The organism is Nocardioides sp. S5, from assembly GCF_017310035.1.
In the GTDB taxonomy this organism is placed as follows: Bacteria; Actinomycetota; Actinomycetes; order Propionibacteriales; family Nocardioidaceae; genus Nocardioides.
In genome coordinates this window covers 3,205,967-3,218,474 of the sequence record NZ_CP022296.1, presented here as the reverse complement: position 1 = coordinate 3,218,474, position 12,508 = coordinate 3,205,967, and the positions used below count along the sequence as shown (strand labels likewise).

15 protein-coding genes and 2 tRNA genes are annotated in these 12,508 nt (G+C 72.3%); 11 read left to right on the top strand and 6 right to left on the bottom strand.

Annotated features, from left to right (window positions below; all coding sequences use genetic code 11):
* Nucleotides 1–3: 3 nt before the first annotated feature.
* Entirely contained in the window at nt 4–612 is a 609-nt protein-coding gene (locus CFI00_RS15935; RefSeq protein WP_207082056.1) for a pentapeptide repeat-containing protein, read from the bottom strand.
* A gap of 42 nt (nt 613–654) precedes the next feature.
* Here CFI00_RS15935 and CFI00_RS15930 point away from each other — a divergent pair, with 42 nt between their 5' ends.
* Together CFI00_RS15930 and CFI00_RS15925 are read left to right on the top strand one after the other, a co-directional pair.
* Complete coding sequence (locus tag CFI00_RS15930; protein ID WP_207082055.1) at nt 655–1,296, top strand: sulfotransferase family 2 domain-containing protein; 642 nt, start codon at nt 655–657, stop codon at nt 1,294–1,296.
* A 69-nt stretch (nt 1,297–1,365) separates the two neighbouring features.
* Nucleotides 1,366–1,776: a hypothetical protein gene (locus tag CFI00_RS15925; RefSeq protein ID WP_207082054.1), complete on the top strand. Its 411-nt coding sequence runs from the start codon at nt 1,366–1,368 to the stop codon at nt 1,774–1,776.
* Here CFI00_RS15925 and CFI00_RS15920 read toward each other — a convergent pair.
* Nucleotides 1,773–2,639 carry a 3-methyladenine DNA glycosylase gene (locus tag CFI00_RS15920; RefSeq protein WP_207082053.1) on the bottom strand — a complete coding sequence of 289 codons (867 nt, stop codon included), beginning with the start codon at nt 2,637–2,639 and terminating at the stop codon, nt 1,773–1,775. The two genes, CFI00_RS15925 and CFI00_RS15920, sit on opposite strands and share 4 nt — an antisense overlap.
* A gap of 112 nt (nt 2,640–2,751) precedes the next feature.
* On the opposite strand from CFI00_RS15920, the gene CFI00_RS15915 reads away from it, so the two are divergent.
* The 6 genes from CFI00_RS15915 (at nt 2,752) to CFI00_RS15890 (ending at nt 6,880) form a co-directional block, all read left to right on the top strand.
* Entirely contained in the window at nt 2,752–3,564 is an 813-nt protein-coding gene (locus tag CFI00_RS15915) for a fumarylacetoacetate hydrolase family protein (protein ID WP_207082052.1), read from the top strand.
* 6 nt (nt 3,565–3,570) lie between these two features.
* Nucleotides 3,571–5,037, top strand: coding sequence for a glutamate--tRNA ligase (gltX, locus tag CFI00_RS15910; protein WP_207082051.1), 1,467 nt, complete (start codon nt 3,571–3,573; stop codon nt 5,035–5,037).
* 7 nt (nt 5,038–5,044) lie between these two features.
* The gene (locus CFI00_RS15905) at nt 5,045–6,046 is read left to right on the top strand and encodes a CPBP family intramembrane glutamic endopeptidase (protein ID WP_207082050.1); all 1,002 of its coding nucleotides are present in this window, start codon (nt 5,045–5,047) and stop codon (nt 6,044–6,046) included.
* A 72-nt stretch (nt 6,047–6,118) separates the two neighbouring features.
* Nucleotides 6,119–6,190 (top strand) — tRNA-Gln (locus CFI00_RS15900).
* 86 nt (nt 6,191–6,276) lie between these two features.
* Nucleotides 6,277–6,352 (top strand) — tRNA-Glu (locus CFI00_RS15895).
* A 114-nt stretch (nt 6,353–6,466) separates the two neighbouring features.
* Nucleotides 6,467–6,880, top strand: a complete 414-nt coding sequence (locus CFI00_RS15890) for a hypothetical protein (protein WP_207082049.1) — start codon at nt 6,467–6,469, stop codon at nt 6,878–6,880.
* An 80-nt stretch (nt 6,881–6,960) separates the two neighbouring features.
* Here CFI00_RS15890 and CFI00_RS15885 read toward each other — a convergent pair whose 3' ends face one another.
* Both CFI00_RS15885 and CFI00_RS15880 read right to left on the bottom strand, forming a co-directional pair.
* Nucleotides 6,961–7,368 carry a universal stress protein gene (locus CFI00_RS15885; RefSeq protein ID WP_207082048.1) on the bottom strand — a complete coding sequence of 136 codons (408 nt, stop codon included), beginning with the start codon at nt 7,366–7,368 and terminating at the stop codon, nt 6,961–6,963.
* The gene (locus tag CFI00_RS15880; protein WP_277988305.1) at nt 7,365–8,711 is read right to left on the bottom strand and encodes a tripartite tricarboxylate transporter permease; all 1,347 of its coding nucleotides are present in this window, start codon (nt 8,709–8,711) and stop codon (nt 7,365–7,367) included. The genes CFI00_RS15885 and CFI00_RS15880 overlap by 4 nt, the downstream gene beginning before the upstream one ends.
* Between CFI00_RS15880 and CFI00_RS15875 the strand changes: the two genes are divergently transcribed.
* From CFI00_RS15875 to CFI00_RS15865, 3 genes are all read left to right on the top strand, one after another.
* Nucleotides 8,693–9,163: a hypothetical protein gene (locus CFI00_RS15875; RefSeq protein ID WP_207082047.1), complete on the top strand. Its 471-nt coding sequence runs from the start codon at nt 8,693–8,695 to the stop codon at nt 9,161–9,163. The two genes, CFI00_RS15880 and CFI00_RS15875, sit on opposite strands and share 19 nt — an antisense overlap.
* 62 nt (nt 9,164–9,225) lie before the next feature.
* Nucleotides 9,226–10,752: an Ada metal-binding domain-containing protein gene (locus CFI00_RS15870; RefSeq protein ID WP_207082046.1), complete on the top strand. Its 1,527-nt coding sequence runs from the start codon at nt 9,226–9,228 to the stop codon at nt 10,750–10,752.
* A 1-nt stretch (nt 10,753) separates the two neighbouring features.
* The gene (locus tag CFI00_RS15865) at nt 10,754–11,236 is read left to right on the top strand and encodes a methylated-DNA--[protein]-cysteine S-methyltransferase (RefSeq protein WP_207082045.1); all 483 of its coding nucleotides are present in this window, start codon (nt 10,754–10,756) and stop codon (nt 11,234–11,236) included.
* 12 nt (nt 11,237–11,248) lie between these two features.
* Here CFI00_RS15865 and CFI00_RS15860 read toward each other — a convergent pair whose 3' ends face one another.
* Nucleotides 11,249–11,650, bottom strand: a complete 402-nt coding sequence (locus tag CFI00_RS15860; protein ID WP_207082044.1) for a hypothetical protein — start codon at nt 11,648–11,650, stop codon at nt 11,249–11,251.
* A 56-nt stretch (nt 11,651–11,706) separates the two neighbouring features.
* Entirely contained in the window at nt 11,707–12,429 is a 723-nt protein-coding gene (locus CFI00_RS15855; protein WP_207082043.1) for an IclR family transcriptional regulator, read from the bottom strand.
* Nucleotides 12,430–12,508 lie beyond the last annotated feature (79 nt).

Sequence of the window (12,508 nt, the reverse complement as noted above, 5' to 3'; positions counted from 1 at the left end):
CGGTCAGGCGGAGGTGTCCACGTCCGCCCCGTGGAGCTCGGCCAGCAGCACCGCACCGGTGAGGTCGAGGTGGGTCCGCCTCAGCACGGCGGACGCGAGGTCCACGCCGTCGAGGCTCGCGCCCCGCAGGTCGGTGCGGTCCAGCACGGACTGCCGCAGCAGCGCGCGGTCCAGCCGCGCCCGGGCCAGCGAGGTGAGGGTGAGGTCCGACATCGAGAGGTCGGCCTCGCGGAGGTCGACGCCGGCGAGATCGAGCCGGGAGAGGTTGGTGCCGCGGATCGTCACCCCGAGCCACGAGCCGCCGACGACGGTGAGCGGTCGTAGCGTGCACTCGGAGAAGGTGCTGCCGACCAGCTTGCAACCGTCGAGCGTGGCGTCGAAGAACGACGTACGCCGGAAGTCGCAGCCCACGAACGCGGTGGCGGTGTGGGTGGAGGCGTTGAAGCGCCCGCCGTGGAAGGTGCACCGCTCGAAGACCGCCCCCGAGGTGGTGGCCTCCGACAGGTCGAGGTCGGTGAAGGTGCACTCGACGAACCTGGCGGCACCGAGGTCGTCGCCCCACCAGTCCTCGCCGCGGAAGTGGGTGCCTGTTGCTGTCTGGGCCTCGGTCACGGCAGCCACCGTATCCGCGGCCGGACGGATAGGGTTCTGCCCGTGATCGCGTCCCACCAGCACCGCTTCATCTTCCTCAAGACCCGCAAGACCGCGGGCACGAGCGTGGAGATCGCGTTGTCGAAGGTGTGCGGGCCCGACGACATCATCACCGAGATCAGCCCCGAGGACGAGGCTCTGCGCGCCGCCGCCGGGGGCCGTGCGCCGCAGAACTTCGCGTCACCGCCGCTGCCGCGCAAGGCGTACAACCACATGGGCGCCAGGGCCACCCGCGACCTGGTCGGGGCGCAGGCCTTCGACGACTACTACACCTTCGCGATCGAGCGGAACCCGTGGGACGCGGTGGTCTCGCTCTACTTCTGGAAGTACAAGGACCGCCCCGCGCTGCCGGACTTCGAGGCCTACGTCCAGGAGATCTGGATCGAGCAGCTCGCCAACAACCGTCGCCTCTACCGCATCCGCGGCCAGATGGTGCTCGACCGGGTCCTGCGCTACGAGAACCTCGACGCCGAGCTCGGCGAGGTCTGGGACCAGCTCGGCCTGCCGGGGCGCCCCGACCTGCCTCGCGCGAAGGGCAACGCCCGCCCCGCCGGGCACTACCGCGAGCTCTACTCCGACGCCTCGCGCCAGCGGGTCGCCGACGTCTTCGCGGACACGATCGAGGCCTTCGGCTACGAGTTCTGACCCGCTCCTGGGTCGGGGCCGCCGGACCGCCGGGGCCGGGGGACGTCGCGGGCACCTAGAGTCCGCACCATGACTCCGTCCGCCAGGCCGCAGGGGCTCACGACGTGGGCCGTCCTCGCAGGGATCGCCCTGCTCTTCGCTGCGGCCACCCCGCTCGTGCTGGCACTCGACTCCCGCATCGACCGGACCCGGCCGATGCACCACGACCGGGTCGAGATGCTGTGGCTGCAGCACCTGGCCGTGCAGACGACCGGAGGTTCCGTGCCGGTCGAGCTGTCCGACGACGAGTCGGTGGAGCTCGCGGGGGAGACGTTCTCGCCCTCGGCGGGGGGGAGCGTGGAGGTGCGTGCCGACGAGCCGACGCGTCCCTGCGTTCGCACCAGCAACGAGCACGGCGACGTCACCGAGTGGGCCTGCCTCGACCCGGCCGCACCGCCGGCCGACCCCGACCCCGAGGACCCGGACCTGGGCGTCGGCTAGCTGCCCCCGCGGTCCGCCGCGGCCAGCAGCCGCTCGCACTCGGCGACCAGCCGCGCCCGCAGCGGCGCGCCGCGCTCGGCGAACCCGCGCTGCGCCTCGACGTACGCCGCCTTGCCCTCGGCCGTCTCGATCCGCACGGGCTCGACGCCGAGGTCGGCGAGGTCGTACGGCGCCGCGCGCATGTCGAGCACCCGGATGTCGCGGGCCAGCTCGAAGCAGTCGGCGACCAGGTCGCTGCCGATCATCGGCGAGAGCCGGAAGGCGTGCTTGTAGAGGTCCATCCCGGCGTGGAGGCACCCCGGCTGCTCGAAGGCCGGCCGGTCGTCGCGGCCGGGCTGGAGGGTGTTGAGCCCGCGCGCCGAGGGGGTGAAGAAGCGGAAGGCGTCGAAGTGCGAGCAGCCGATCCGGTGTGACTCGACGACGGCGTCGGTGCCCTCCTGGCCCAGCCGCAGGGGCCAGTCGTGGCGGGTGCCGTGCTCGGACGCGCGGTGCACCATCGCCCACTCGTGCAGGCCGAAGCAGCCGAACTGCGGCGCCCGGCCGGCGGTCGCCGACAGCAGGGTGTGCAGCCGGGTGAGCAGCGAGCGCTGCGAGACGACGTACGCGGCGGTGACCGCGACCGGGTCGGGTCCGTAGCCCTTGAGGCCGGCGTGGTCCGGGGCGTCCTCGAGCGCGACGCCGAAGCCGGGGTGCCAGCGGCGCAGCTGGGCGGGGCGGTGGGAGTAGTAGGTGAAGAGGAAGTCGTGGACGGGGTGCTTGACCTGCTCCGAGCGCCGGGCGAGGTGCGGCTCGACGAACGCGTCCACGCGCGCGGCGTGGGCGTCGGCCAGGGGACGCCACTCGGCCGCAGGAAGCACCTTCACCGGTCCGAGGCTAGTGGCGCCCCGTCGCGGGCCACCGCCGCGCCCACCCCCGAGGGCGTCGACCACCCGTCTCGATGCGCTGCGGCGCGCGGCCGCTCGATAGGCTCGGGTCATGCGCATCTGTCGGTTCAGCACGGGCGAGGAGCCGCGGTTCGGCGTCGTGACGGGGGAGGTCGACGAGTTCGGCCAGCCTGCCGAGGACTCCGTCGTCGTCGCCCTCGCCGGTGACCCCCTCTACGTCGGGATCAAGGTGCTCGAGGAGCAGTACGCGCTGAGCGACGTACGCCTGCTCGCGCCGATCATCCCGCGCAGCAAGGTCGTCGGGATCGGCAAGAACTACGCCGCCCACGCCGCGGAGATGGGCGGTGAGGTGCCGGCCGAGCCACTGATGTTCCTCAAGCCCAACACCACGGTCGTCGGGCCCGGCGACCCGATCCAGTACCCGGCGCAGACCAGCGACCTCCACTACGAGGGCGAGCTCGCCGTCGTCATCGGGCGCATCTGCCGCGACGTCCCGGTCGAGCAGGCCACGGACGTGATCTTCGGCTACACGATCGCCAACGACGTGACGGCGCGCGACCTGCAGAAGTCCGACGGACAGTTCACCCGCGCCAAGGGCTTCGACTCCTTCTGCCCGCTGGGGCCCTGGATCGAGACCGACCTCGACCCGCAGGACTTCGCCGACGGCCGCGCCGTGCAGACCTTCCTCAACGGCGACGTGGTCCAGGACGGCACCACCGCCGACATGATCTTCGACGTCCCCGCGCTGGTCGCGTACGTGTCGTCGGTGATGACGCTGCTGCCCGGCGACGTCATCCTCACCGGCACCCCCGAGGGTGTCGGCCCCATGCAGGTCGGTGACGAGGTCGAGATCTCGATCGCCGGCATCGGCGCCCTGACCAACACCGTCTCCAAGAGGAACTGACACCCCATGACGAGCCCCGTCCGCGTCCGCTTCTGTCCCTCGCCCACCGGGTCGCCGCACGTCGGCCTGGTGCGCACCGCCCTGTTCAACTGGGCCTTCGCGCGCCACCACGGCGGGTCGATCGTCTTCCGGATGGAGGACACCGACAAGGAGCGCAGCACCCAGGAGTCGTACGACGCCATCGTCGAGCTGTGGCGCTGGCTCGGCCTCGACTGGGACGAGGGCATCGAGGTCGGCGGGCCGCACGGCCCCTACAAGCAGAGCGAGCGCGGCGACATCTACCGCGACGTGCTGGCGCAGCTCCGCGACTCGTCCTACTCCTACGACTGCTTCTGCACGAACGACGAGGTCACCGCCCGCCGGCAGGCGTCGGGCTCGAAGATGCAGGGCTACGACGGGTTCTGCCGCGACCTGTCCGCCGAGCAGCGCGCCGCCTTCGAGGCCGACGGCCGTTCGCCGATCGTGCGCTTCCGGATGCCGGACGGCTCGATCACCTGGACCGACGCTGTCCGCGGCGACATCACCTTCGAGACCGAGAACGTCCCCGACTTCGCCCTGTCGCGCGCCAACGGTGACCCGCTCTACACGCTCGTGAACCCGATCGACGACGCGCTGATGGAGATCACCCACGTCCTGCGCGGCGAGGACCTGTTGTCCAGCACCCCGCGCCAGCTGGCGCTCTTCGAGGCGTTGGTCGCGCTCGGCGTCGCCAAGGAGGTGCCGACCTACGGCCACCTGCCCTACGTCATGGGCCAGGGCAACAAGAAGCTCTCCAAGCGCGACCCCGAGGCGCACGCACTGGCCTACCGCGAGCAGGGCTTCCTGCCCGAGGGCCTGCTCAACTACCTCGCGCTGCTCGGCTGGGCGATCTCGGGCGACCGCGACGTCTTCTCGATGGCGGAGATGGTGGAGGCGTTCGACATCAAGGACGTCAACCCCAACCCGGCGCGCTTCGACCTCAAGAAGGCCGAGGCGATCAACACCGCCCAGATGCGGCTGCTCCCGCTCGACGACATCACCCACCGGGTGCTGCCGTTCCTCAAGGAGGCCGGCGTCGTCGGTGACCCGGTCAACGACGCCGACGCGCAGCTGCTGGAGCTGGCGATGCCGCTCGTGGGTGAGCGCATCAACAAGCTCACCGAGGCCGCTCCGATGCTGGGCTTCCTCTTCGTCGACGAGGCCGACTTCGAGCGCGACCCCGACGACGTCGCCAAGCTGCTCGACGAGACCGGCCGCGGCGTCGTCCGGGCGGCGTACGACGCCCTCTCGGGGTTGCACGAGTGGTCGACCGCCGCCATCGAGGAGGCGCTGCGCGTGGCGCTGATCGAGGGCATGGAGCTCAAGCCGCGGGTGGCCTTCGGGCCGGTGCGGGTGGCGGTGTCCGGCAAGCGCATCAGCCCGCCGCTGTTCGAGTCGATGGAGCTGCTCGGTCGTGAGCGCAGCCTGTCGCGGCTGCAGTCCGCGGTGGCGTGACGACGCCATGACCACTGAGCTCGCGCCCGACTTCCGGCCGCGCTACCACGAGCTCCACCGGGTCGGGCGCGGCGGCTGGTGGCGCTCCCTGGCCGGGTCCGCGGTGCTCCTGGTGATGGTCTTCGGGATCGTTCCGGCCGTGCTGGGCCTGGTCGCGCTGGTGGCCCTGATCGTGGGCGGCACCAGCGTCGAGGACGCCGGGTCACTGCTCGACGTCACCCAGGGCGTCACGCCGATGGGCCTGGCGGTGCTGAACCTCCTGCTCGGCTCGGCCATCGCGTCCAGCTGGCTCGTGCTGTGGCTCTTCCACCGGCTCAAGCCGCGCTGGCTCTCGTCGGTGGCGCCCCGCCTGCGCTGGCGCTTCCTGCTGGCCTGCCTGCCGCTGTCGGTCGTCGCGCTGGTGGCCAGCCTGGGCGTGGCGCTGTTCCTGCCGGTGGCGGACGGCGCCGAGCCCGTGGGGGCGGTCAACGACTTCACGACCACCACCCGCGACTTCCTGCTGGTGATCGCCCTGCTGACGCCGCTGCAGGCAGCGGGGGAGGAGTACGTCTTCCGCGGCTACCTCACCCAGGCGTTCGGCTCGTTGCTGCGGTGGCGGCGGGTGTCGCTCGTGCTGGCGGTGGTCGTGCCGTCGCTGCTCTTCGCACTCGCGCACGGGGTCGGGCAGAGCGCGCCGGTGTTCTTCGACCGGTTCGCCTTCGGCGTGGTGGCGGGCATCCTCGTCATCCGCACCGGTGGCCTCGAGGCGGCCATCGCGATGCACGTGCTCAACAACTTCCTTGCCTACGGCATGGCGCTGGCGTTCGGCGACATGACCGAGGCGCTCAACGCGACGGGTCCGGCGAGCCCCTGGATGATCGTGTCCACGCTGGTCCAGTCGCTGGTCTACCTCGGGCTCGCGTCCTGGGTCGCGAAGGCGATGGGCCTGATGAACGTCGGGCCGCCGGTCGGGGGAGTGCCTGCCCGTGTGGAGGACCCCGTTTTGGAGGGCTCGCCCCCGCGCGTGTAACGTTCGGGATCGGTTCCGCAAGGAACTGCGTGGTGGTCGGGATGATCGCAAGCGATCTGCTCGATACCCCCATGGGGTATGGTGTAATTGGCAACACGGCTGGTTCTGGTCCAGTTGTTCTAGGTTCGAGTCCTAGTACCCCAGCGAATCCGGACCGCACGGCCCGGATTTGGAGCGGGACATCATCTTCGATAATGTTCTCTCCGCCGCTCAGTGAGCGGCATCTGCAAGCCCCCGTCGTCTAGCGGCCTAGGACGTCGCCCTCTCACGGCGGTAACGCCGGTTCAAATCCGGTCGGGGGTACCAACGCAGAACGAAGGGCCCGGTCTTCGGACCGGGCCCTTCGTCGTTGGTCGACCTTCCTCCGGCGCTGCCGCCCTGGTCCCGCGCTTCGCCCGAAGCACCGCCTACGTTGGCCCCGTGACCCCACGGCCGAACCCCACCACGCCGGCCCGGCTGCGACTGGGCATCGCCGTCGCCGTCGTCGCGTCGATCGCGCTGCTCGCCCTGGCGGTGACCGTCGCCCTCATCGGTGGTCGCGACCCGGAGGTCGCGGGATCGTTCGTCCTGACCGTCCTGGCGTTGCTGCTGCTCTCCGGGGCGGCGATCGGGGTGGCACGGCTGATCCACGGCGACGACCCCGAGACGGTCGACGTGGCTGCTGGGAGGGCCACGACGAGGCGGCTGTTCGGTGCGATCGCACTCCTCGGTGGCGTGCTCACCGGGTTCCTCGCGATCCTGACGCCCTTCCCGCACGTGCTCGCCGCGGCCATCCCGCTCGTCATGGTGGTCGTGCTCGCCCGCGGGCCGCTCGTGCGCACGGAGGCCGGCTGAGCGCGTCGGCGCACCGAGGACGCACGAACGAAGGGCCCGGTCACCAGACCGGGCCCTTCGACGTCGCGCAGCAGGTGGGATCAGTGCGGCGGCTTGACCGCCAGCACCGCGCACTCGGCACCGAGCAGGATGCGTTGCGCGACGCTGCCCATGAGCAACTTGCCCACCGGCGAGCGCCGGCGCAGGCCGATGACGATCAGGTCGGCGGACACGTCGCCGGCGACGGCGAGCACCTGGTCGCCGACGTCGGCGCCCATCGAGCGGCGTACGTCGACCTCGACGCCGCTGGCGGCCAGCTCGGTCGCCAGCCGGGCGAGCTGGTCCTCGTCGGCGTATCGGTCGTCGACGAGCGCGTCACCGCGGGTGGCGTTGACCACCACGATCCGACCCTGACGCAGCCTCGCCTCCTCGACGGCTCGCGCCAGGGCGGCCTCGCCGAACTCGTCGGGGGACCAGCCCACCACGATCACGGTCGCACGGTCGTTCATCGCACCTTCTCCTCTTCGACGGCAGGGATGTCGAGCCCCTCGGCCTCCACCACGTCGGCGGGGACAGGGCGCACGGCCTTGAGCACGAGCGGTGCCACGACCGCGAGGGCCACGAGCACGTAGATCACCACGGCGAGCGGCTCGCTCCAGAGCCCGGAGACCTCTCCGCCGGAGATGGACATCGCCTCGCGCAGCCGGAACTCCATGAGCGGGCCCAGGATCACGCCGAGGATCAGCGGCAGCACTGGCAGCCCGAAGCGGCGCATCGCCAGGCCCAGCAGGCCGAGCAGCAGCAGCAGGAACAGGTCGAAGGCCTGCAGGTTGGCAGCGTAGGCACCGAGCGCGGCGAAGAACAGGATGCCGGCGTAGAGCTGCGGCCGGGGGATGCGCAGGAGCTTGGCCCACACCGGGGCGAGCGGCAGGTTGAGCACCAGCAGCAGCGCGTTGCCGACGAGCAGGCTGGCCAGCAGCGCCCACACCAGCTCAGGCTGGTCGGTCATCAGGCCCGGGCCGGGCTCGATGCCGTAGCCCTGCAGGGCAGCGAGCATCACCGCGGAGGTGGCGGTGACTGGCAGGCCGAGCGCCAGCAGGGGCACGAAGGTGCCGGCCGCCGAGGCGTTGTTCGCCGCCTCCGGACCTGCGACGCCCTCGATCGCGCCGTGGCCGAACTCGTCGTGGCCGTTGCGCTTCGCGATCCGCTTCTCGGTCAGGTAGGACAGGAAGGTCGGGATCTCTGCGCCGCCTGCGGGTAGCGCGCCGAACGGGAAGCCGTACGCCGTGCCGCGCAGCCACGGACCCCACGACCGACGGAGGTCGGCGCGGCCCATCCAGGGCCGGCCGACGGGGATGACGTGCAGTGGGCTGCGACGCAGGTGCGCGGCCACCCAGAGCGCCTCGCCGAGGGCGAAGATGCCGACCGCGACCACGACGACGTCGATGCGGTCCGCGAGCAGCGGCTGGTCGAAGCTCAGCCGCGGCTGGCCGGTGTTGAGGTCGAGGCCGACCAGACCGATGGTGAGGCCGACGAAGAGCGCGATGAAGCCGCGCAGCCACGAGCGACCCAGCACGCTGGTCACCATGACCATGGCGAGCACCATCAGCGCGAAGTAGGACGGCGCGCCGATCTCGACCGCCACCGATGCGAGCGCCGGGGCGAAGAAGACCACCAGCAAGGTGCCGATGGTACCGGCGATGAAGGACCCGATGGCGGCGGTGGCCAGCGCCTGTGCCGCCCGTCCCGCCCGGGCCATCAGGTTGCCCTCCAGCGCCGTCATCACGGAGGCCGACTCACCCGGGGTGTTCGTGCTCGTCAGCAGCGACTTCGGTGGCCGTGAACGTCGCATCGACCTGTCCGGCAGCACCGTGCAGCAGGGGCGCACGTGGACCGGGGACGTGGCGCGCCGCAGCGTCCAGTGGAGCGGTCCACTACCTCGTCAAGCCCTTCGACTACGACGACCTGCGGGTGCGCCTGGAGTCCTTCCGCTCCGCCCACCTGGCCCTGTCGGGTCCGGCGGCGCCGGGCCAGCAGGACATCGACGCCGTGTTCGGCTCGGCCGCGCCCGCACCCGCGGCGACGCTGCCGAAGGGGCTGAGCCCGCAGACGGCCGACCTCGTCGCGTCGGCGTTGGGGGAGGCCGGTGAGCTCTCCGCGGCGGAGTGTGCCGAGGTCGTCGGCATCTCCCGGGTCTCGGCCCGCCGCTACCTCGAGCACTTCGTGGCTCGCGGGTCGGCGTCGGTGCGCCTGCAGTACGGCGGTGCCGGGCGTCCCGAGCGTCGCTACCGTCCCGGCGCCTGAGCGCGGACGGCCGTGTCCGATTTCCGCTGGTGTGTCATGCCCCGAGTCGTCAGACTCGAGGCATGACGCCGTCCGGACACCTCGACACCGACGCGTGCTACCGCGCGGTGCAGAGCCGGGACCGGCGCTTCGACGGCGTGTTCTACACCGCCGTGCGCACCACCGGGATCTACTGCCGGCCCTCCTGCCCGGCGCGCACCCCGGCGGTCGCCAACGTCAGCTTCCACGCCACGGCCGCCAGCGCCCACGCTGCCGGCTACCGCGCCTGCAAGCGCTGCCTGCCCGACGCCACACCGGGCAGCCCCGAGTGGGACGTCGCCGCCGACGTCGCCGGACGCGCCATGCGCCTGATCGCCGACGGGCTCGTCGATCGCGAGGGGGTGGACGGCCTGGCGCGCCGGGTCGGCTACACCCCGCGGCACCTCGGCCGCCTGCTCAGCCAGGAGCTGGGCGCCACGCCGCTCGCCCTGGCCCGCGCCCGTCGTGCGCAGACCGCGAGGACCCTGCTGGAGACCACCGACCTGGCCATCACCGACGTGGCCTTCGCCGCCGGGTTCGCCAGCGTGCGGCAGTTCAACGAGACCGTGCGCGAGGTCTACGACGCCTCGCCGAGCCTGCTGCGGGGGAGCAGACGCACTCCGCGTGACGGCCGCGCGTCGGGCTCCCTGGCCATGCGGCTGGCGGTGCGCACTCCTTTCGCGGGGCGACGGCTCCTGGACTTCCTCGCCTACCACCTCGTCCCGGGCGTCGAGGTGGCCGCACCCGGCTGCTACGCCCGCACCCTCGACCTCCCGCACGGCCCCGGCACGGTCCGCCTCCACCTCGACGACCTGGCGGGCGCCGGGGGCACCGGCTTCGTGGAGGCCGAGTTCTGGCTCGCCGACCTCCGCGACACCGCCGCGGCCAGCGAGCGCGCACGCCGCCTGCTCGACGCCGACTGCGACCCCGGCGCCGTCGACGCGCACCTCGGCGCCGACCCCGTGCTCGGTGACCTCGTGCGCGCCACGCCGGGACTGCGCGTCCCGGGGCAGGTCGACGGAGACGAGACCGCCGTGCGCACCGTGATCGGCCAGCAGGTCAGCGTCACCGGTGCGCGCACCGTGGCCGGACGAATCGTGGCCGCCCACGGCCGCCCGGTCGACTCGCCCGTCCCCGGCCTCACGCACCTGTTCCCGGACGCTGCCACGCTGGCCGGGGTCGATCCCGAGACCCTGCCGATGCCGCGGGCACGCGGCCGCGCGCTCGTCGGGCTGGCGAGCGCCCTGGCGGCCGGCGAGGTCGTGCTCGACCGCGGCCCCGACCGCGACGGCGTACGCCGGGCGCTGCTCGCGCTGCCCGGGATCGGACCATGGACCGCGGACTACGTCGCCATGCGGGCGCTCGGGCACCCTGACGTCTTCCTGCCCACCGACCTCGCCGTGCGCCGGGTGCTCGCGGACCTGGGTGCCGGCGGCACCGAGCCTGACCCGCACTCCTGGCAACCGTGGCGCTCCTACGCCCTGATGCACCTGTGGAACCCGCTCATGCCGCCCACGCCCGCCCCCGACCACCACCCGACCGCGGCCCCCCGCCCGGCGAAGGAGAACTGACATGTGGACCGTGCTGCCCTCGCCCATCGGCGACCTGCGCATCGTGGAGCGCGACGGCTCGATCGTGGCGATCGAGTTCTCACCGTTCCGTCCGCCCGCCGACGGGCGCCCGCGGGGTGCCCGCTCCGACGACGAGCCCGTGCTGGTCGAGGCGAGGCGTCAGCTGACGGCGTACTTCGACCGGGAGCTCACCGACTTCGACCTGCCGCTGGCGCCCATCGGCACCGACTTCCAGCAGCGGGTGTGGGAGCAGCTCGGCCATATCGGCTACGGCGAGACCGCGTCCTACGGCGAGGTCGCCGGCCGTCTCGGCATGACGAACGCCGCCTCGCGCGCCGTCGGCCTGGCCAACGGTCGCAACCCGATCCCGATCGTCGTGCCCTGCCACCGGGTGATCGGCGCCAACGGCACCCTCACCGGCTATGCCGGCGGCCTCGAGCGCAAGCAGCAGCTGCTGGAGCTCGAGCAGGACGCGCTGTTCTGAGTCGCGAGCTCCTCACTCCGGGCTGCGCAGCCTGTCACCGAGCGCCGCCCCCAGAGCAGCAGGCACGAGCACGAGGCCTGCGGTGAAGACGACCAGGAAGGCATCGAGCCTGAGCCGGTCGACCAGGGTCATGCTGTCGTCCGCCTCGAGGGTGGCGAGCCTGACGAGCCACAGCACTCCGAACGCGACCGCGACGATGGCCCAGGTTGCGATCGTGGACGACGCTCCGCGGCGTCGGGCATCGGCGAAGGCCCAGCCGAGGCTCACCACGACGATGCCGCCGAACGCGAGGAGACCGGCTCCGATGTTGGCGTCGGTGGAGCCCGGGAAGAGGGCGGGCAGGGCCGCATAGTAGGCGGCGAGGCCAACTCCCAGCGCGACCAGACGGACGATGGCGGCCAGGAGGAGTCTCATGGGCTCATCCTCGCGCCGGCGACCGGACGCCGCACAGAGCCGCGATGCTCAGTCGCCTACTCCGCCGCAGCGCGGCGCAGCGACTCCGAGAGCCGGTCGGCGGCGGCGAGCACGGCGGGTGCGTGCATGCGGCCGGGCTGGCGCGAGAGGCGCTCGAGCGGGCCGGAGACCGAGACGGCGGCGATGACCTTGCCGCCGGGGGAGCGGACCGGAGCCGACACGGACGCGACGCCCTGCTCGCGCTCACCCACCGACTGCGACCAGCCACGGCGACGGATGCCCGAGAGCGCGGTGGCGGAGAAGGCGGCGTTCTGGAGGCCGCGGTGCATGCGCTCCGGGTCCTCCCAGGCCAGCAGTATCTGCGCGGCCGAGCCGGCGTTCATCGTCAGCTGCGAGCCGACCGGGATGGTGTCGCGCAGACCGGAGGGGCGCTCGGCGGCGGCGACGCAGACGCGGTGCTCACCCTGGCGGCGCCAGAGCTGGGCGGACTCGCCGGTGATGTCGCGCAGTCGCGCCAGGACCGGACCGGCGGCCGCCAGCAGGCGGTCCTCGCCCGCGGCCGCGGAGAGCTCGGACAGGCGGGGGCCGAGCACGAAGCGGCCCTGCATGTCGCGGGCGACGAGACGGTGGTGCTCGAGCGCGACCGCGAGGCGGTGGGCGGTCGGGCGGGCCAGCCCGGTGCCGGCGACGAGCCCGGCCAGGGTGGCCGGTCCGGCCTCGAGGGCCGCGAGCACGAGGGCCGCCTTGTCCAGCACGCCGACACCAGATCCGTTGTCCATATGCCGATATTCTCATCTCAGGGAGTGGGATGCAAGATGTAGCGTCGTCCTACCGCAATGGAGCAGAAGGAGTTTGTGT